16 protein-coding genes are annotated in these 20791 nt (G+C 40.1%); 5 read left to right on the top strand and 11 right to left on the bottom strand.

The features are described from left to right. Positions 1-49: 49 nt before the first annotated feature. From AC1D69_RS22445 to AC1D69_RS22465, 5 genes are all read left to right on the top strand, one after another. Positions 50-733, top strand: coding sequence for a response regulator transcription factor (locus AC1D69_RS22445; RefSeq protein WP_495458358.1), 684 nt, complete (start codon positions 50-52; stop codon positions 731-733). A gap of 12 nt (positions 734-745) precedes the next feature. After that, positions 746-1792, top strand: coding sequence for a sensor histidine kinase (locus tag AC1D69_RS22450; RefSeq protein WP_495458359.1), 1047 nt, complete (start codon positions 746-748; stop codon positions 1790-1792). Positions 1793-1932: 140 nt separating this feature from the next. After that, the gene (locus tag AC1D69_RS22455; RefSeq protein WP_495458360.1) at positions 1933-2718 is read left to right on the top strand and encodes an ABC transporter ATP-binding protein; all 786 of its coding nucleotides are present in this window, start codon (positions 1933-1935) and stop codon (positions 2716-2718) included. Beyond that, positions 2705-4636: an FtsX-like permease family protein gene (locus tag AC1D69_RS22460; protein WP_495458361.1), complete on the top strand. Its 1932-nt coding sequence runs from the start codon at positions 2705-2707 to the stop codon at positions 4634-4636. Before AC1D69_RS22455 ends, AC1D69_RS22460 begins: the two co-directional genes overlap by 14 nt. Before the next feature lie 26 nt (positions 4637-4662). Further along, a complete protein-coding gene (locus AC1D69_RS22465) occupies positions 4663-5013 on the top strand; it encodes a YxeA family protein (RefSeq protein WP_495458362.1) in 351 nt (116 codons plus the stop codon). A 147-nt stretch (positions 5014-5160) separates the two neighbouring features. Here AC1D69_RS22465 and AC1D69_RS22470 read toward each other — a convergent pair whose 3' ends face one another. The 11 genes from AC1D69_RS22470 to map form a co-directional block, all read right to left on the bottom strand. Next, a complete protein-coding gene (locus AC1D69_RS22470) occupies positions 5161-6054 on the bottom strand; it encodes a S8 family peptidase (RefSeq protein WP_495458363.1) in 894 nt (297 codons plus the stop codon). 258 nt (positions 6055-6312) lie between these two features. Then, positions 6313-7155 (bottom strand): alpha/beta fold macrolide esterase, encoded by an 843-nt coding sequence (gene mle, locus AC1D69_RS22475; RefSeq protein ID WP_495458364.1) that lies wholly within the window; start codon positions 7153-7155, stop codon positions 6313-6315. Between the two features lie 64 nt (positions 7156-7219). Further along, positions 7220-9877 carry a phosphoenolpyruvate synthase gene (ppsA, locus tag AC1D69_RS22480; RefSeq protein ID WP_495458365.1) on the bottom strand — a complete coding sequence of 886 codons (2658 nt, stop codon included), beginning with the start codon at positions 9875-9877 and terminating at the stop codon, positions 7220-7222. A 239-nt stretch (positions 9878-10116) separates the two neighbouring features. After that, complete coding sequence (locus tag AC1D69_RS22485; RefSeq protein WP_495458366.1) at positions 10117-11952, bottom strand: ABC transporter ATP-binding protein; 1836 nt, start codon at positions 11950-11952, stop codon at positions 10117-10119. Next, positions 11945-13705 carry an ABC transporter ATP-binding protein gene (locus AC1D69_RS22490; RefSeq protein ID WP_495458367.1) on the bottom strand — a complete coding sequence of 587 codons (1761 nt, stop codon included), beginning with the start codon at positions 13703-13705 and terminating at the stop codon, positions 11945-11947. The genes AC1D69_RS22485 and AC1D69_RS22490 overlap by 8 nt, the downstream gene beginning before the upstream one ends. Before the next feature lie 63 nt (positions 13706-13768). Beyond that, positions 13769-14185 (bottom strand): MarR family winged helix-turn-helix transcriptional regulator, encoded by a 417-nt coding sequence (locus AC1D69_RS22495; protein WP_495458368.1) that lies wholly within the window; start codon positions 14183-14185, stop codon positions 13769-13771. Between the two features lie 74 nt (positions 14186-14259). Further along, complete coding sequence (locus AC1D69_RS22500; protein WP_495458369.1) at positions 14260-14973, bottom strand: alpha/beta hydrolase; 714 nt, start codon at positions 14971-14973, stop codon at positions 14260-14262. A 237-nt stretch (positions 14974-15210) separates the two neighbouring features. After that, positions 15211-17772, bottom strand: coding sequence for a rhamnogalacturonan lyase (locus AC1D69_RS22505; protein ID WP_495458370.1), 2562 nt, complete (start codon positions 17770-17772; stop codon positions 15211-15213). A gap of 289 nt (positions 17773-18061) precedes the next feature. After that, positions 18062-18556 (bottom strand): pyridoxamine 5'-phosphate oxidase family protein, encoded by a 495-nt coding sequence (locus AC1D69_RS22510; protein WP_495458371.1) that lies wholly within the window; start codon positions 18554-18556, stop codon positions 18062-18064. A 128-nt stretch (positions 18557-18684) separates the two neighbouring features. Then, positions 18685-19776 (bottom strand): stalk domain-containing protein, encoded by a 1092-nt coding sequence (locus AC1D69_RS22515; protein WP_495458395.1) that lies wholly within the window; start codon positions 19774-19776, stop codon positions 18685-18687. 262 nt (positions 19777-20038) lie between these two features. Then, the gene (map, locus tag AC1D69_RS22520; protein ID WP_495458372.1) at positions 20039-20779 is read right to left on the bottom strand and encodes a type I methionyl aminopeptidase; all 741 of its coding nucleotides are present in this window, start codon (positions 20777-20779) and stop codon (positions 20039-20041) included. Positions 20780-20791: the final 12 nt, after the last annotated feature.

Here is a 20791-nt window from a genome sequence, read left to right on the forward strand (position 1 = left end):
AGAGGTGAAGTCGTAACTATCGTCTAGTATATATTGGGAGGTTCACTCTATGGAGTTTAATATATTTGTAGTGGAAGATGATCATGCGCTATTTGAAGCGTTAAAAACAGGACTGGAAGCTTGGGATTTCAGGGTAACGAGACCGGATGATTTCGACGAGGTTATGCGTTCATTTCAGGAACAACAACCACATCTCGTTATTATGGACATCACGCTCCCTAAATTTGATGGTTTTCATTGGTGCAGAGAAATCCGCTCGGTATCCGAGGTGCCTATCATTTTCCTATCCTCACGCGATCACCCCTTAGATATGGTGATGGCGCTTAATATGGGGGCGGATGATTTTGTCCAGAAGCCCTTTCATGCGAATGTGTTATATGCCAAAATTCAGGCAATTCTTCGCAGAACTTATGCTTATGGAGAAGGCCAGACAGATATTCTCGAATGGAACGGTGCTTTGATTGATTTAAAACGAGGCGTTATCCGTAAATCAGATGAGGAAGCTGATTTGACCAAGAACGAATTCTTTTTGTTGATCGCGCTCGTGAAAGCTAATAATACGATTATCTCCCGTCATGACTTGCTCCGTAAGCTATGGGAAGACGAACAGTTCGTAAATGATAACACCCTTACAGCTAATGTTACCCGGTTACGAAATAAATTAGAACCGCTGGGACTTTCAGACGGAATTGTTACAAAGAAAGGGATGGGTTATATGGCCGTCACTTTATAGGAGGATACCGCTATGTTTATCCGTTACATCATAACAAGAAAAAGCTGGATTCTGCTAATTGCTAGTTTACTAGGATTAACCGATGTCCTTATCCTTTTCGAGCAGGGAATTCATGTTGAATTGACTTCTCTTCTTTATTTAAATACTTTATATGTCATTATATTTCTTGTGTTTTTTGTATGGCGTTACAAAAAAGAAACGAAATATATAGCAGCCCTCGCTAAGCTGCAAGAAGTCATGGCCTCGGATTGGATGGAGAGTCTTCCGGAACCTGATAATCATCTGGATCGCATAACGAACGATGTATTACGAGAGGCCTTTTACCAGTTCAAACGTAAGCTTTCTCAATTGAAGGAATCCCAACTGATCGAAAATGATTTCACGGCTTCCTGGATTCATGAGGTTAAAACTCCGCTTACTGCTATGAAGTTAATCTTAGACGCACGACCTAGTGATGCGGGTCTACGTAGAATCGAATCAGAATGGCTGCGGATTCATTTACTTATCGACCGCCAGCTGTATATGACTCGCCTTCCTGCCTTGGAATCAGACTACGCGCTTGAACGAGTCTCGATACAACGTCTTGCGGCAGAAGAAATCCGGGAATTGGCTCCATGGTGTATGGAGAAGAATTTAGAGGTCAGCATCGAAGGTGATGATGCTATGGTCGTTACAGACCGTAAATGGTGCCGCTTCATCCTCCGGCAATTATTGACTAATGCTATTAAATACAGTGCTTCCGGTAAGGCTATTACATTCGTAACAACGATGTCAGAACAAGTGAATGTTATCCTAGATTTGATTGATGAAGGTCCGGGGATACAACCGCATGACCTGCCTCGTATTTTTGATAAAGGATTCACAGGCGAGAATGGAAGAATTCATAATGCTGCTACTGGACTTGGGCTCTATCTTGCCCAGACTGTAGCAGGAAAAATAGGTGTTGCACTCCATGTCCTAGCTGATCAGAGGCAAGGTACGACGATGCGAATCACTTTTACGGATCCCAATGCATTCGAAACGGTTAGACGAGGTCCAGAGGAAAATATACCGTTATAAACAGCCAAGATTATTCTTGACTGTTTTTTTCTGAACATGACAAAACTGTCATCTACCTGTTCAACTCGTCACCCAGAACGTGCGACAAGCCGGGGAGTTCAACGTACACTTAAGCTACAATCAAATTTAGGAGGTTCAACATGAATGAATGGCATGAACAAGAAACAGTCCTTCACGCTCGCAACGTTCACAAATCATATGGTTCAAAGGGCGCTGCTCAACAGGTATTAAAGGGAATCGATTTACGTGTTCTCCGCAAAGAATTTGTAGGAATTATGGGTCCCTCCGGTTCTGGGAAGACAACCTTGCTTAACGTACTGGCGACGATTGACCGGACTACAGATGGGACGATACTAATCGAGGACGAAGATATCTCTTCCATGAACAATACGGCCCTTTCAGCTTTTCGTAGAAATAAGCTTGGATTCATCTTCCAAGATTACAATCTTCTAGATACATTAACGGTTAAGGAGAACATCCTCCTGCCTATATCCCTTAGTAAAATAAGCAAAAAGAAGGCAGAGAGAGAGTTCAACGCCATTGCTGATGTGCTCGGTATCAAGGAACTATCGCAAAAATACCCGTACGAAATCTCTGGTGGTCAAAAACAGCGCACTGCCGCTGGACGTGCCCTTATCCATCAGCCTTCCATCATCTTCGCAGATGAACCTACCGGTGCTTTGGATTCAAAGTCCGCTTCATCTTTATTATCAGTCATGGAAGAGGTGAACCGAGAAAGACAGGTTACCATCATTATGGTCACGCATGACCCAGTTGCATCCAGCTACTGTAATCGTGTGGTATTCCTAAAGGACGGGAAGATTTATTCTGAACTGTATCGAGGGGAGAAATCCAGACAGTCGTTCTTCAAAGAAATCATCGACGTGCAGGCTGTATTAGGGGGCGACCATATTGACAGTCATTGAATTAGCACTCCGTAGCATGCGGCAAAATGTGAAGCATTACTATTTGTATTTCTTCGCTCTAATTTTCAGTATGAGTCTGTTCTTCGTATTCGCTTCCTTGCAGCACGATCAGCAGGTACAATCCATGTTGGATTCAAGTGATAAATTTCTGGTAGCTTTTCAATCTGCAGCCCTATTGCTGATTGTAATTATCGTCATCTTTGCAGTCTCATCTAACCGTATCTTTATGCGCCGGCGTAGCCGTGAAGTCGGATTGTACCAACTCATCGGTCTATCCAAAGGCTGGGTTGCTCGTTATCTAATCATTGAAAATGTTCTTCTCGGTTTAGGTGCGCTACTATCAGGGATTATCTGTGGAGCACTGGTATCCCGTCTGTTTTTCCTAATTCTAATGAAATTGCTCCGCTTGGATGGTATACCTGCCATAGACTTTTCTTTCCCAGCAGCCATCGAGACGGTGTTCGTCTTTGTTCTTGTTGTTGTGATTACTTCCGTTCAAATCGTAGTCATGATCTATCGCAGTTCGCTGCTAAATTTATTTCAAGCTGATCAACAGCCTGATCTATCCAGCAAGCCTCCGTCTATTCCTACGGCCATTTATGCCGTGCTTGGTGTTGTGCTACTTAGCTATGGATATGAATTATCAGGTCGTATGGTAGATGAGCAATTAGTGTTGAATGCATTACTGGTCATGGTAGCAACTATATCAGGAACCTATATATTGTTCCGTGTAACGATCAGATGGTGTTTCTCCTGGATCCGTCGACGGAAACAAGGGCATCTTGGATTGTACAACAGTCTGTCCCTTGCTCCGCTCATGCACCGGATGAAAGGAAATGCCAACTCGCTTACCTTGATTACCGTATTATCAGCTCTAACAATCACACTTGTAACGATGGCCTATTCTTTTTATTACTCTGCAGAGCATGATACCCGCATGGCTATGCCTGATGATTTCGCATTTGAGAATAGACAACTGGATGCACAGAAGTTTACGAGTGAGCTGGAGAGCAAAGGAATTCACTTCAACCATAATACAATCGAAGCGATCCGGACAACGGGAGTGATCCTGAATCGACTAGATAAATCCAGCCGTAGGGAGGGAGATTTGATATGGCTCCCGGCCGAACAGCTTCAAGATGCGGGGAGAAATCTATCCGTACCTTCCGATGGTGAGGCATTACAATACAATGCTGGAGGAATGAATGCATTTGACGACATTGATCTCTCTAAGCGTTATCCCACAAGGATTGAGGTCCAGGCAGTTGGACAGAACGTCAGCTATGCACTAAATGAATTAGTATTGGAGAATATGCTTAATGCCAATATATTCGGAAGTCAGATTGTAGTCTCAGAAGCCACATTAAAGGATATTGAGGCTAGAATGTTTAAAACTTCTGATTTTGAAAAGGTACAGTTTGACACGTATCATATTCCGGACATGACGGAGCTTGCGCTGGCCTCCTCCCTTTACGAGAAATATGAACTAGATGAACATTTCTCATACGATTTCTATTCACAATATAGAAGCGTACTGGAGTTAACGGGGATATTGATTTTTATAGCAGCCTTTCTAGGACTTGCTTTTCTTGCCTCAACAGGCAGTATCCTGTATTTCAAACAAATGACTGAGGCTGAGCAGGAGAAACAGAGCTTCAGGACGCTACGGCAGCTTGGCTTTGACGAGAAGATGCTTATGAAGGGCATTATGCGAAAGCAGATGGTTGTATTTCTTCTCCCGCTGAGTATTGGAGTTCTCCATTCGATCTTTGCAGTTAAAGCAGCTTCCTTTATGTTTATTTCCGACATTACCATTCCTACGATCATTTCCATAGCAGCTTATACTATTATCTATTTCATGTTCGCTCTCTTCACTCTCGGTTACTATCGAAAAGTCGTTAAGAACGCTATGTTGTAACAACTATTATTAGGAGGTTTATTTCCATGAAAAAAAAGTTTATTTTTGTACTAATCGCTATTATTGTTTGCTCGGGCTTATATCTAACATTCAAACGGGACTTTGATCAGTTTAATCCTTTTTATAAAGAGGCAACTGTCTATGCAGTCATCAATATACCTGCCAAGACTGAAGGTAAAAATGAATGGACCCGCTACAGATATAATCTAACTGGTTACACAGCGCAGGGTGAGAAGACAGCAATCACGTTCTCTTCAAGTGAAGAACAGCAACAGGACACATATGTGAAAGTACTTGCCAAAGGTTCTTACACGAAAAGTTGGACAATAATACAAAAGGAAGACATTCCAGATAAGGCATTGAAGTTAACTCAATGAGTTCCAACAGAATGGGTCAACCTATACTGTACTTCAAATAGATAACTTAACTTGGCAATTTGCTAACGATTAGGCTTATACGAAACAAACGAAAGGTTCCATGACAACGCAATGTCGTGGAACCCTTCTCTTCGGTTTCGTTTATATTTATGCTAATAATTTCACTATGACTTCTGGATTAAATATTTTGGTTAGTTCGTCCAATGTGGTTAAGTAGAGTAATCCGTTACCTTCTAGTCGTGGGGAATTACCAAGAGGAATCGTTCGCTTAATCAAAGCCAAAGCGCCAGTTACATGAGGCGTGGCCATAGAAGTCCCTGTTAACGTCGCATACTGCCCATTCAAATAGGTTGATATAATTTCACTACCAGGAGCGACCAAATCTACCTCGTTATTCGAATTCGTGTAATCTGTAGAATTTAGGCTCAAATCAATAGCACCTACACTAATCACTTCATTATAGCAACCAGGATAACCAAATTCATCGGTTCTAGAATCTCCATCACCTTCATTACCCGCTGCACAAACCATAAGAATATTTGCTGCTACGGCTCTTTTTATAGCATCATGTAGTTCAGGCACATCTTCCGGTCCACCAAGTGACATCGAGATGATATCTACTTTTTGTTCTATCGCATAATTAATTCCATTAATAATCCATTCATATTGACCGGAGCCTCTTTTGTTTAATACTTTAATAATTAGCATACTAGCTTCTGGAGCTACACCTACTACACCAGTATTGTTACTAATTGCCGCAATTGTACCCGCCACATGTGTCCCATGTCCGTTATAGTCGATATATACCTCAGGATCTGACTTATCATCATCAGTAAAATTCTTGCCACCTATAATTCTTCCTGCTAAATCTGGATGAGTAATCTCGCAGCCAGTATCTAGTATAGCTACTACGATACCTTTTCCCTTAGATTGATTCCACATCTTGGGGGCTTGAATCATTTCAATCCCTTGTGGAATTTCACTTACTTGCTCCTCCACCGATACGACCTGATAAGGTATTAGCTTAACTTCCGTTTTCATTCTATCTCCTCCTTCAAGAATAAAAGTGAAAATACGTTGGCTGTAACGGTTCTTACTTATTGTTTCAAATTCTAGTACATAGAATTGAAACAATTAAGACTATTAAGTTATCCATAAATACCATTTTATAGAAATAATGTAATTTAATCAATAAATATATTTATTGTTTGTGTACAAGTCTTTCATGTGTACGAACGTAAAAAAACCGCATGAAATGCGGTTTAGGAAAATGAAATGATAGGAGATTTGCTCGGTGAACTAATTTGGCATTGAAGTGTGCTTCGAAATATAATGGATTACTAAATCCCAGTCGTCTTCATGAAGCTCATGCCCAGCACCTTCCAGTGTCAGTAAAACCGCACCAGGAATTTCGTTAGCAAGATTCTTCCCGTGTTCATACGGAATAATGGGATCTTCAGTACCGTGAATAATCAGTGCGGGCACCTTAATTTCAGCCGTTCTAGACAGATAGGATTCACCACCTGTCACCAAGGCGTGATTACTCATGCTGGCTATATTGTTACTTCTTGCAAATTCCCTTTTAGCCAAAATTCCAACCTTTTCCTCATTAAAAGAATACTTTGAACCTACTAGAATTCTTGATCTACCAATAGTAAATTCAGCTACCGATTGTTCATTTGTCCAATTTATAACTCCCATATTCGAGAAGAAATCCATAATCCTTTCCTCCATCGGAGGCAGATTCGGAGCAAAATTGGACGTTGATAAGAGAGTAATGGTTAGAACTCTCTCTGGATGCCGGAGAGCTATCATTTGAGTCAACATACCGCCCATGGACATGCCTAAGACATGCGCTTGCTCAATCTTATAAGCATCCAATACTCGTACGGCATCATCTGCCATGTCTTCGAAAGAATAACCCGGTTGACCAGGTTCGTAAGTTGTAGAACGTCCAACATCACGGTTATCATAACGAATGACATAATGCCCTGCATCTGCTAACCGCTGGCAGAATTCTTCCTCCCACCATATCAATGAAGATTGGGCACCCATAATCAGCAATATAGCCGGGTTAACGGGTTCTCCGAAATTGTCGATACATATTTCAATTCCATCTACTTTTATTAATCGTTCGTTCATGTAAACTCCTCCAATCTTTGTATATAAAATAAAAACACAGGCTACTTACTTTCCGTATTCAGCCTTACAGTATTTCGATATACCCTTCTGTTCCATGTACGCGAATTCGTTGCCCATCTTTTATGAGTTGAGTAGCATTCTCTACTCCGACAACCGCTGGTAAGCCATATTCACGTGCGATAACTGCTCCATGGGTCATCAGTCCGCCAACTTCGGTAACCAGGCCTTTGATGGATACGAACAATGGTGTCCAGCTAGGATCAGTAAAGGTGGTTACTAATATATCACCAACCTCCAGATCCGCCTCTTCCATGTTCAAGATGACACGTGCCCGCCCCTCTACTACTCCGCTAGAAACAGCTAGACCTACGATGGATTCGGCTGGAAGATTTTCGCGTTTGTACACACCTACAATAATTTCACCATCAGATGTGATCACACGTGGTGGAGTTAGTTTCTTATACAATGTGTACTCTTCTTTTCGCTTGTTGATGATTAGTCTGGTCGGAATTTTTGCTTGCTGCTCGACTAGACAACCCGGGTCATCCCGTTCATGTGTACCTACGACCTTATAAAGTTCTTCAAAAGTCAGAAAGTAAATGTCCTCTTTTTCCTGGATAACGCCAGCTTGTACAAGTTGTTCGGCTTCTTTCAATAAAGCTTTTTTATAAACGAAGTAGCGGTTAACCATACCGTATTTGGGATATTCCCTATAACCACTTAGATTCCGGATTATGTCGATCATTCGTTTGGTTTCTTTGACTTTTTGCTCACCATTCGGTAATAGTTTTAATCGATCTAATAACTCTTGTTCTTTGTTTAAAGCTTCCTGTCGCCCTTGCTCAAATTTCCGATGGCCCGCATTAGGCTCAAAGTTCTTAATATTACTAAGAATCAAGGGGATAAGCGTGGCTGGTTTTTCACTCCAACGTGTTCTAGTAATATCGATTTCTCCGGCACATCGCATTCCATATTTATTGAGATATTCATAGAATGCCTCTTGGATTTCCTGTCCACCATCCAACTTAATTAGTTCATCTAGAAAGTTATCGTCTTCTACTTGTTGTAAATAATCAATGACTTCTGGATAAGGACGAATTACATCTGCGACATGGAGGAGATCCAACCCCATTTCTGAAGTGATATTCCCTAATACAGATTGTGAAAGCGTATCTGCTGCGTTTATTTCACCTAACCATTGGTTCATTTTCTCATTGATCCATGCTGAAGCATCCATAGCAGCCGTAATCACACTCATACTTTGCGGGTCAAATAGAATCTTCTTTAATTGTTGGATATCTTCCAGAATAAAATCAACTAACTCAACTCCTGATTTCGATTGAATGTTATATTTCAGCTCTTCTATCGAAGTTTGACTGCTCTTAATCAAATTAGAGACACGGGTCGGATCGTTTTCTAGGGGTGCTGGATCACCTGCAGACGATGTACCTTCATTACTTTTATTGGGGCTTGGTACTTTTTCGGCATCTGGGGTCGTTCTTATAAAATTTTCTCGCCCAACGATGGTCAGGAGTGCGTCTTTGATGAGCGGATCTGATTTCCCCAAAGCTTCTATTATCATGTCTCTACTACTAGGCGCACTAAGCATTGGTGTGACATTAACAAATAACCTTCCACCTGCGCTTCGCATGGGTGCAGGAGTCGTTAACAGGTAAAAGGACAATCCGAGAGGTTTCATGGGATCTGTCATCATTTGTTGATGGCCTACAGATACATAGACATGATTGTCTTGATCATGACCTTCAGGGATCGGGTATAAAGTCGTGATAGGCCGGCTCTGGACAATATAAAATGCATCGTCAACTAAACACCATTCGATATCTTGTGGCTGACCGAAATAAGCTTCGATCTGTCTTCCTAGGTGTGCTAATTTTAAAATTTGAGGTTCAGTAAGTGTTTGAGCCTTTTGTTGATCGTGATCGATCGGCCGGGTCTCTGTTCCACCTTCCTTTAGCCCATAGATCGCCAATTTTTTAACAGCTATCCTCTTATCGACGATTACCCCTTCCTGTACCTTATAACAATCCGCAGACACCAAGCCAGAGACTAGTGCTTCTCCAAGTCCAAAACTGGCATCGATCGATAGTAACTTTCGGTTAGAAGTAATCGGATCAGCGGTAAATAAAATCCCTGATGCTTGCGGGAAAACCATCCTTTGAATGATAACGGATAAATAAACCTGACTATGGTCAAATCCATTCTGCATACGGTAGATTACCGCGCGTTCCGTAAATAGTGAAGCCCAACATTTGCTGATATGCTGTAAGATGGCTTCAATGCCAATGATATTTAAATAGGTGTCTTGTTGACCCGCGAAAGAAGCATGTGCTAAATCTTCAGCAGTCGCACTAGACCGCACGGCATAGGCATGTTCATCCCCCATCCGGGAGAGATCGTGAGTAACTGCTCTCACAACATCAGATGGAATTTCTGCTTCCATAATAATTTCTCGAATCTTCCTGCTGATTTGACCAATTTGTTCACGATCTTCAACTTGTAGCATGGTTAGTTGATCCAGCAAAGCATAATACATTTCGTTATGTTCGAGGGCTTGTTGATATCCCACGGTTGTCACACAAAATCCTTCAGGCACTTGAATTTCTTCAATTTTTGATAATTTCCCTAAATTCAACCCTTTTCCGCCAACAAGCAATAGTTGCGAATGTTCCACTTCCTGAAAGTCGAGAACCAGCGGCCTCATTGAACATCTCTCCTAATCCTTAATAAGAGCTTTAGTGGCATGTACATTTAGTGTGGAAGATCATTATTTATGTAAATATATATATCATCAGATACAAAAGATTATATCATCGCGCCTGATGACATGAAACATGTAAGAACTAGCTTTCTCCAATATAAAAAAATCACCTCTATGTTTAACCAAAGAGATGATTTTCTTTTCTATCAAACTTTATTATTTTTTTGTTGAAACTTGATCCACTATGAAGCAGTTTCAAACTGACTATTATATAAATTGGCGTAGAATCCATTCTGTTCAAGAAGTTGTTCATGGGTTCCTGTTTCTAAAATGGTACCATCCTTCATTACGAGTATTGCATCAGCATTTCTGATCGTTGATAATCGATGCGCTATTACAAATGAAGTCTTTCCTTTCATTAAAGTATCCATTGCTTGTTGGATGAGCATTTCAGTACGAGTATCTACGGAACTTGTTGCCTCATCTAATATTAACAACGGTGCATTTGCCACGATCGCTCTTGCAATCGTAATCAACTGTTTTTGACCCACAGATAACGTGATGTTCTCATCTAATATCGTGTCATAACCTTTTGGCATAGCTTGTATCATATGATGAATACCAACTGCTTTTACTGCTGTCTCAATTTCTTCTTGTGTAACATTCTGTTTAGCATAAGCAATATTGTCTCGAACAGAGCCTTCAAACAACCATGTATCTTGAAGAACCATACAAAATTGATCATGCACCTGCTCACGCGTCATATCTTTAATAGAGACGCCATCAATCTTAATTGTACCTCCGTTTACTTCATAAAAACGCATGAGTAAGTTCACAAGGGTTGTTTTACCTGCCCCAGTCGGACCAACAATCGCGATTTTTTGACCCTCTCTCACATCTATTGAGAAATCTTTAATTATGATGTTTTCATCATATCCAAATGATACGTGATCAAATGATACATTCCCTTTAATAGTTGGAAGAACAAGCTTTTTACTAGATTCATCTTCTAACTCTTTTTCTTCTAGAAACTCAAATACACGTTCACTTGCAGCTGCAGTAGACTGTAAACTTGTTGCTGCTTGTGCCATTTGGGCTAATGGCTGAGTAAATAATCGAACATATATCATAAATGCTACAATGACACCGATAGAGATTGATCCCTTTGTTACTAAGATTCCACCTACTACACAAATAGCTACATATCCAAAATTGCCGATAAACTGCATAATTGGCATCATTAAACCTGATAAAAATTGAGACATCCATGCATTATGGAATAACTCATTATTGACTAAATGAAATTTCGCCTTAGCCTTTTCTTCTCCATTATATGCTTTTACGATTTGATGCCCTGTAAAATGTTCTTCAATATGACCGTTTAATTCACCAAGTTGCTTTTGTTGTCCGACAAAATATTTCTGCGAAGTTTTCATGATCAGTGCCATTAAAGCAAAACCAACTAGTGTTGATACTATTCCGGTAATGGCCATAATCCAATTTGTATAAAACATCATACATAACACGCCTACGAATGTAACAACAGATATGACAAGCTGACCGAGACTTGTATTTAATGTTTGACCAATCGTATCCACGTCATTCGTTACACGACTTAAAATGTTTCCGATACTCGTTTTATCATAAAATTTCAACGATAATCGGTTCATTTTGACTGCCAAGTCTGTACGCATTTTTTTCGTGATACGTTGTGTGACTGTTGCCATAATATAGCCTTGTAAATAACTAAATATAAAACTTAATCCATACATTAAACATAATAATAAGCCAATTTTTTTAATCCCATCCAAATCAATACTTGCAAATAATCCTTCTTGTATTTTGTCTGTCAAATCACTTAATAAATGTGGACCATATACAGTAAATGCAGTACCAATTATGGCCAATATTAAAGCAATTCCAATAATGGACTTAAATCCTTGACTATACATCATGAGTTTTTTCATTGTTTCCTTGAAATCATTAGCCTTCTCAGTCGATCCCATTGGAGGAGGACCAAATGCGGGTTCAGCGCTGCTCGATTGCTCATTTACATCTATCTGCTGTTGATTACTCATGTACTAGTTCCTCCTTTGATAGCTGTGAATACGCAATTTCTTGATATGCTTCACAATGGGTCATCAATTCATCATGGGTACCGTTTCCGACAATTCTTCCTTCATCGAATACTAGAATACGATCTGCTTCTTTAATCGTACCAATCCGTTGTGCCACAATGAACGTAATTGAATCATCCGTTGTTTCTTTTAATGCTGAACGTAATTTTCTATCCGTCGCATAATCAAGTGCTGAGAACGAATCGTCGAATAGATAGATTGAAGGCTTCTTATAAATGGCACGTGCAATCGATAAACGCTGTTTTTGTCCACCAGATACATTTTTACCACCTTGCGCGATCATTGCATCATAGGAATTCTCCATCTGTTCTACAAATTCTGTTCCTTGAGCAATAGATATCGCTTCCTCTAACCACATAAGACTCACTTCGTCTTCTTCGGAACCATACATGACATTCGATTGTACAGTGTCTCTAAATAAAAAGGCAGATTGTGAAACATAACCAATCGCATCCCGCAATGTTTTCTGATTATATTTTTTTATATTGTGACCATTGATTAGAACTTCTCCTTCACTAGCATCAAAGAAACGAGGAATAAGCTGAATAGCCGTTGTTTTCCCACTACCTGTTGAACCAATCAGTGCAATGGTTTCACCCTTTTTCGCTGTAAACTGTAAATTCGTTAATACATTTTGTTCGCCGTTTGGATATCGGAATGAAACATTGTTAAATTGAACTTCTTGTATACCACTCTCAAATCCACCTGTAAGCTCTCCATCATTAATGGTTGGGCTTGTATCCAGCACTTCCAAAATACGTTTAGCAGATACTTGTGCTCTCGGAAGCATAATGAAAATCATACTTACCATCATAAATGCCATAATCACTTGCATCGCATAAGAGGAAAATACAACCATATCAGAAAACAGAGGTAATTTATCCATCGCATTGGCATCTTGAATTAAATATGCTCCGATCCAATAGATTGCAACACTCAACCCTGACATAAGTAGCATCATTGAAGGACTAATTAACGCCATTATTCTGTTTACAAATAAATTTGTATTGGTTACTTCTGAGTTAGCCTTTTCAAATTTATTTAATTGATAACCTTCTGCGTTATATGCACGAATGACACGTAGCCCTGTTAAATTTTCACGTGTAATTCGATTTAAATTATCTGTTAGGGTTTGAATAACTTTAAATTTCGGAATGGCAACTAGGACTAATACAATAATCAACGACACAAGTAATAAAAGTACAACACCAGTAGCAGCTGTCCATTCAAAGTTTTTATTGTATATTTTGATGATTGCCCACACCGCTAGAATCGGTGCTTTGATAATCACTTGTAATCCCATTGCGACAATCATTTGAATTTGAGTAATATCATTGGTTGAACGCGTAATCAAGCTCGGCGTAGAGAAATGGTTCATTTCTGCCAGTGAGAATGAAATTGTTTTATCAAAGACCATACCTCTAATTCGTTTTGCTAAGCCTGCAGCAATTCTAGCAGCAAAATAACCAACGATAATGGCTGCAATCATACTCCCTACTGCACATACCAGCATCATCAAACCAGGTTGCCATAAATCAGAGACCACTGTACTCTCTGTCTGTATAAGTAATGTAATCTCAGCCATATAATCAGGTAACTTTAAATCTAGCCAAACTTGCATGATGATAAATACTAAACTAAGACCAACAGACAGCCACTCTTTTCTCGTTAAATACTTTAAGATTTTTAACATAAGTGCTCCTTTACCTTCTAGTATAAGATATTTTGTTATAAAAAAAGCAGTCGGTTAACTGCTCTAAGGGGTGAAAAATTTTTTAGTCAGCTGAACAAATTGTTCGGCTTCCTCGATAGTAAACTTTTCTAGATCTTTCGTTAAACGATCAATAACTTGTTTCTTTTTACTTTGTGTTATTTCATTTCCGAGTGCAGTTATATATACCAATACTTTTCGTCCATCAGACGAATCCGTTCTCCTTTCTATATATTTCTTTTTTTCTAATGTCTTTAGTGCTGCCGCAATTCGCCCCGTTGTCAATCTCAAATAAGTACTGAGCTCTCCAGCTGACACACCACCATCCTGATGAATTAGATAAACAAGAATCCCCAATTCTCCTCTAGAAAATTCCATTGGATGTGGTAGCGGTGGTATTGGTCCATTTCTCACCGTTTCCATAAATTTTAAAAATTCTTCTGCTAATTTTTGATAACTCAAATTTGATCACCCGGTTTCAGAATGAATTTATCTTACACTAAAAGATAAGTAGATGCAAATTAATTGAACAGTTCTCATGTGTCTCCCGGGTACAGTTCATAGATTGTGGACACCAAGTTTGCAGAATTGGTACGGAACACTTGGTTCGAATCCGTCCAGGCTGACTTCAGAAAATACGAAGCATGAAACTGCCATCCCTGATGAGTTGGATTAAATTCCATTTGAATTTCGCGTCCCGGTCTGCCTCGGTATACTCTAGAACCCGGCTTACGCCAGCTGCCTATTTGGGTGATCCTGTCCGGATTCTGACCAGTGATATAGGTAAACCTGTTATTATATGCAATGTTCTTCAAATGAAACTTTGGACATCCTACTGCAAATACTTGAATATGTTGAAAGCCGTATTTTTCCTCCAAATCAATCCCTGTCCGATAGGCAATCACACCTCCGGCACTATGCCCGATAAGGATTACCTGATCCGACACTGCTGCATGCTCGCGGATGATTTGCGATACGTTAGTTACCCGCTTAGACTGGGCATGGGTTAGGTCATAACCAACCTGAGTAATTTGTCTTGCCAGTAGAGGGATTAACGAGGAACCCGTAGTGCCGTTTGCAATTCCAAAGGGAAAGATTATCACAACTTTAACATCTTGATACCTTTTCGCAATCTCACTGGCAGCATCTTCAAAATTATTGAGATACGTTAGTACACCGGCTAAAAAACAAACCACCGTGCGGCACTTAGATGTACATGTGCTATGGGAGGATACGTATGTCTCGATCATGATTTCCTTGTCCCCTCCTTTTGATGAACTAATACTCCCGAAATAAACGGAAGGATACGTATATGACAACCTCTCTTTCCATATCTTTTGTAAAAATGATATCCAAGTTCCAAAATAAATCATTGAAATTTTAACTCTGAAATATAGATTACGACACTTGCTAGTATGATTTCAACAACAACAAAAAGTATACAATCATGAATGATTGCATACTTTCGGTACATGCATCCCTATCTACTACTTATCCTTCCCACCGACTACGATGGTAAGTGTGGCGTAATAGGTTAGATTCTGTTGCGCCTCAGGAGATATATAATTGTTATTTTTATTCTTATATTTATCAAGAATTGTAACAACCTTCTTCATAGATTTAAGGATATCCTTATCTGAAACTTTATCTAAATCCCGCTTCATCTGCTTCATAAGTTGGCTTAACTCCTTCTGGATAGCCCCCTTCAATTCTCCTGATGAACTATATTCCTCTACTAAAGCATCCATGATGTTTACATGAATTGAAACAGAGGGGGAGAATGGTACTTTAGACCAATCCATGTCGGATGCCAAGTAGAAACTTGGATAGGATGGCTGATTATAGCTTGTGTTCTGACGAGCAATTCCTGTACGATACTGCGCATCGTGCATTAAAGTATACAACTTATGATTCGTAACCTCGGTGCTTACATACATCCGGATAGCAGAACTATCGGTTGTACGGACTAACATTTCCTCTCTCCAATCACCATATAGATCAGCGACGAGTGATGGTGTTCCCTTCGTATGATTGTTTGTTCTAGTATCTGTAGCTGTAAGAAGGACGCCTTTGGTCCAATCTTCGATCGTTGGTGTTACTTCTAATGCTCCATTGACAATCTGGGTCGTCATGTCTGCTGACCATTTAATATTCATATTTGTACCTGGAATTTTCGTGTTGATCTGTTGCCCAGTAGCCGTCCATAGTCCAACAGCCCACGTCTCAAGTCCACGTTGGGATGGATCAACATCCCCGATTATTCCACGACCCGTATCTTTCCCTGTATAACCACCATAAATAACTTCACCAGTCTTCGCATCACGTAAAGTATAACCATAAGGTGCCCAACTGGCCCCCTCATGTACCATAAATATCTCCTGTCCAGGACGGTCGGGATCAATATCCGCAACATGAAGCGCATCCCCATGACCTAATCTAGCTATCGTACCCGGTGCTGCACTTTGAGGAGGCATAACATCCATCGAACTGTACAAAAGACTACCATCGTGATCAATTGTTGCAGAACCGTATACAATTTCATCCTTACCATCGCCATCTACGTCTGCTACACTCAATGAGTGTGCCCCCTGCGTCGTAAGGGTTGCAAATTCTGGGTCTGTTCCATCCCTACCATGTGGTCCATCATTAAAGGGATTACTCATCGGAGTCCAGCCACTGTCTACATACCAATGTTCCTTGAGCCGTTTTCCATCCCAACTATAAGTTACCATTGTTGTTCTAGTATAGTATCCCCGAGCAAATACTGCATAAGGTATTTCCCCGTCTAAATAAGCTACACCTGCAAGAAAGCGATCTACTCGATTGCCTGGTTCGATACGAGCCATCGCATAATCTCCCCACATTAGACCATCGTCATGCCGCCCTGGCTTATACGGAGCTGTCTGCAACTCCTTACCCGTCGCACCCTCAAATACCGTAATATACTCAGGCCCATTGACAATAAAACCTTCAAATTCTCTGAGTTTATTTTTATCGCTTCGGCTCGGAGCATAGACATCCATGAAATAATCCGTGAGGCTTTCCGCATCTGTTTGTGTAAGCGGGTAACTATACTTTTTCTCGATTCCGAAGCTTTCTTCGATTGTGGTTGGCCAGTGTCCATTCAGAACTTCTTCATGCTTATCCCAGTTCTTGAATATTTCAACCATATGGTTGTAGTAGTCTTCACTACTCATCCTATAATCATCTTGATGACTATAACCAGCCTGAATATCCTCTTTTGGCATCGTGACATATTGCTCTGAACTTACTTTCCCTGCGTTATCATATGTTATTGTTTTAGTATCAGGAGCTGTCTTGAGAATCATTTCTGTTTTACCATCCCCATCATAGTCGTATACCATAAATTGAGTGTAGTGGGCCCCCGATCTTATATTTACACCCATATCAATTCTATATAGAAGGGTTCCATTTATTTTGTAACAATCAATATAAGTCTCTCCGGTATATCCTTTCTGGGATACATCCTTAGAATTCGATGGCGCCCAGCTTACAAATAGTTCGTATTGGCCATCCCCATTCACATCCCCAACACTCATATCATTCGCTGAGTAAGTGAAACTTTCACCTACAGGAGTCACACCGTCCGCTGGTTTCTGAAGTGGCATATCGTAGTAGTTATTTGCCCAAGGTGATATCATTGCACTTTGCTCTGCTTCCCTTCCATTAATAACCGTGGATACAGAATACTTCGATTGCATCGTTCCAGTTGCATCTAAATAATTAGTACTATCCTTAACTGTGGCAATCTTGACGTTATCCCGATAGATATTGAAGTCTACGCCTGTCAATCCAGTCGTCGAGTGACCCGTTACTTCATGGCTTAATAATCGCCAACTCAGAAATATACCATCCGATGTTGAAGCCGTGATGAGTCCCCTGTCTAGGTTTTCTAATTGTATGCCCCCATTCATCTCTACATCTCGGTTTGGTTTAGCATCCACATTAGGTATACCAACCATGCTAACCAATAGAATTACTCCGAAAGATAGCAATAGAAATTTACTAACGATGCTCTTCTTTCCCATTTTTCCTGATCACCTTCTCCTTCTTTTTTTAAGACAAGACATTCTCGTTCATTCGAGATTTTTGAATACGCTTTTAAATCGTCGTGAATTCACCTCCAATGATGTTCAGTTCAAATTCTGCTCACTCGTAATTCATCTCTATTGTACCGTTCCTATACGGACGGAAATATTCAATAAACAGTTGTTTTCCATTAAAAGTCAGTGTATTTTCGCGAATACAAGTGTGATGAGAGTAACATAAATTAAGGCACCCCTAAGGAGTGCCTTAATTTATACTATGGATCATCAGTTATCCGTTCAAGTCAACGGTATGGTTCAGATCTGATTCATCAGATCCTTTTCCTGTAATTTTCGAGAATAGCTGCTTCACCATCTTCGTTTTACTTCCCGTTTCCCAATATTCAGCCGACTCCGCTTTTATTTTTATCAGAACGAGATTCGGATCATCGGGTGTCGTCTCCAGCAACTTCTCGTAAGCAATGTTCCAGAATTCTTTTATTTTGGCAGGACTCGATACCAACTCTGCTTCTCCTCGTAAAGATACGTAGGACTTATCTACATATGCTACATTTACACTTCGATTTCGGAGGAGTTCCTGATATTTGTTAGTGTCTTTTTTCGTCAAGAACCACAGGTCACCGTCAAATTCAACTTCTTGTGTCTTCATTGGTCGTGATACCAATCCTTGCTCCGTTACCGTCGTCAGCATAGCTGTGTCGATCCCTTTAATCAAATCTCTGACGGTCTCAATTGCTTCTTGGTTTGACAATGAATGATTCGACATGTGTTCACCTCATTTCGTTTTTTATCCTCTTTATATCTTTTCCAATTCATAATCTTATTATGATAACAAAAACAAAAGACACTAACCCATGAAGGGCCAGTGTCAAGTCAAAACTCATACGTATTCTCTTATTGGAAGTCTGTATATGGAATAACAAACTCCGGCATTCCTTCCGCATAGGAAGTGTACTCATTTTGTGTAAAGTAGATGACAACTCCATTGCGATTAAGGAAATAATCACGATCCGCCTCTATCGTCTGGAAAGGAGGATTCAATGGCAAATTGCGACTTTTAACCTGAGATTTAATCTTATTGTTAATAATCGATACATACTTCTCATTGTTATTTGCGACCTCTTTCAATGAGATTACATCACCAGTTGCTAGGTCGAACGTATAAGGAATACGGGCAGTATCCCCATGAGCTCCCCCAGAATAGATATGGTAATCGACGTATAGACTCAATCGACCCTGTTCATTATAAGTTACCGTATAATGACCCTCGAAGCTCGGTTGTCGAATCGTAGCTTTTGGATTATCGGCTAAGATTTGATTGTTACCGGCTACAACCTGATCCATTTGCTTCGAGCCAGCTGCGATATTCCTATCCGCTTCGTTCTTCAAAAATGTATTTATTTTCTGCTGAACGGCAGTATTCTCATAACCCGAGATAACCGGATAATACACAAGCAATGACTTGCCATCTCCATCTGCGCCGACTACTTCTGAGTTAATCTTCAGCTTATTCTCTTGAATTGCATGAATTCCAATCATTTTGGTGGCTTGCTCATAGGAAACAGCATAACCCATCCGCTCTAAAACGAAGCGAAGCGGCAGGTAAGTAGTATTGTCTTGAAGAATTGGTTCCGCTCCATAGACAAGCTGCTGCCCGTTAAGTGTGGTTGCTGTATTCTTTAGGTTAATCTGTAGTAACCGGTTTCTACCCTCAATGTTAACCATTTGGGTTGCCTTCACATAATTCGTACTAATACCTAAACTGTCATTAAGATGGCGTAACGCAATGTAGGTTGTGTTATTCTTATTGATCGTATTAATATTCGTGCGAGTTCCTTCTATGCTAAACGGTGTTGTTATCGTCTTAAGCTTTGAAATAGTAGTTGCTGCAGCTACATGCTCAGCTGGTAATGACATCGCCATAGGCGCCGCCAACAGAGTTGCAACAAGTGTAGCCGTAAGTAAATTTCTTTTCCCTTTATTCATTTTCAATTTACAACATCCCTTTCTCGTGGAGTTACTTCCATATAGAGGTATAATCATTAGTTACCCTCTATAAACGTTAGGGAATCAGGAAATGTTGCAAATACTAGATAAATATACTAATTCCATTAGAAAACTAGAAAAGGTACAGCCAGCGATTTGGAAATTGTGCACGCTAAGCAAATTCCAATATAATTAAAGCCCAATACCTGTATGAATAGGTATTGGGCTTCTTATATCTTAGGTGCGCTCTTACTATTAGTTCTTACAAGGTAGTAATAATCGGTCCATTCTTCGTAAGAATAATCGTATGTTCGTATTGAGCTACATAACTTTTTTCTGTTGCATAGGTCCAGTTATCTTCTTTTTGGAATACTTCCTCTTCAAGTGTAGAGATAAATGGTTCGAATGCGATAACCATTCCCTCCTTTAACAATTCATCATCAGAAGTATCATTATAATTATAAATGTGATCAGGCGCTTCATGGATTGAACGTCCAATACCATGTCCTGTAAGGTTCTTAATTACCGTTAATCCATTCTGTCTTGCAGTTTGGAAGACTACTTTTCCCAATCCACTTTTTTTAGAACCAGGTTTGGCTTTCTTAAGACCTGCTTCAAATGCCATTTTAGCAACGTCGCATATCTTCGTTAATACTTCTTCTCCTTCGCCTACTACAACCGAGATTCCTGTATCTGCGAAATATCCGTTTTTGGAACCAGAAACATCTATATTTACTAAATCCCCTTCATGAATAACCCGTTGACCCGGAATACCATGTGCTACTTCTTCATTAACACTAATGCAAGTATAGCCAGGGAAATCATATTCACCTTTGGGTGCTGAAACTGCACCTGCTTTCTCTAAAAGCTCTCCGGCTATATCATCAAGTTCTTTGGTTGTTATACCTGGAATTGCTCTCTGTACCAATTCGTCTCTAATAGAGGCAACAATTTTGCCGATTTCTTTCAAACCATTAAAATCTTCTTCTGTTTTTGCTATCATCGTATATCCTCA

The sequence above is a fragment of the Paenibacillus sp. Y301 genome (assembly GCF_059445505.1).

Coding starts and splice junctions, on each gene's coding strand:
- map (WP_495458372.1), bottom strand. CDS start 20,779: ATGATAGCAAAAACAGAAGAAGATTTTAATGGTTTGAAAGAAATCGGC.
- AC1D69_RS22510 (WP_495458371.1), bottom strand. CDS start 18,556: ATGTCGAATCATTCATTGTCAAACCAAGAAGCAATTGAGACCGTCAGA.
- AC1D69_RS22445 (WP_495458358.1), top strand. CDS start 50: ATGGAGTTTAATATATTTGTAGTGGAAGATGATCATGCGCTATTTGAA.
- AC1D69_RS22470 (WP_495458363.1), bottom strand. CDS start 6,054: ATGAAAACGGAAGTTAAGCTAATACCTTATCAGGTCGTATCGGTGGAG.
- AC1D69_RS22450 (WP_495458359.1), top strand. CDS start 746: ATGTTTATCCGTTACATCATAACAAGAAAAAGCTGGATTCTGCTAATT.
- AC1D69_RS22500 (WP_495458369.1), bottom strand. CDS start 14,973: ATGATCGAGACATACGTATCCTCCCATAGCACATGTACATCTAAGTGC.
- AC1D69_RS22515 (WP_495458395.1), bottom strand. CDS start 19,776: ATGAATAAAGGGAAAAGAAATTTACTTACGGCTACACTTGTTGCAACT.
- mle (WP_495458364.1), bottom strand. CDS start 7,155: ATGAACGAACGATTAATAAAAGTAGATGGAATTGAAATATGTATCGAC.
- ppsA (WP_495458365.1), bottom strand. CDS start 9,877: ATGAGGCCGCTGGTTCTCGACTTTCAGGAAGTGGAACATTCGCAACTA.
- AC1D69_RS22455 (WP_495458360.1), top strand. CDS start 1,933: ATGAATGAATGGCATGAACAAGAAACAGTCCTTCACGCTCGCAACGTT.
- AC1D69_RS22490 (WP_495458367.1), bottom strand. CDS start 13,705: ATGTTAAAAATCTTAAAGTATTTAACGAGAAAAGAGTGGCTGTCTGTT.
- AC1D69_RS22485 (WP_495458366.1), bottom strand. CDS start 11,952: ATGAGTAATCAACAGCAGATAGATGTAAATGAGCAATCGAGCAGCGCT.
- AC1D69_RS22505 (WP_495458370.1), bottom strand. CDS start 17,772: ATGGGAAAGAAGAGCATCGTTAGTAAATTTCTATTGCTATCTTTCGGA.
- AC1D69_RS22465 (WP_495458362.1), top strand. CDS start 4,663: ATGAAAAAAAAGTTTATTTTTGTACTAATCGCTATTATTGTTTGCTCG.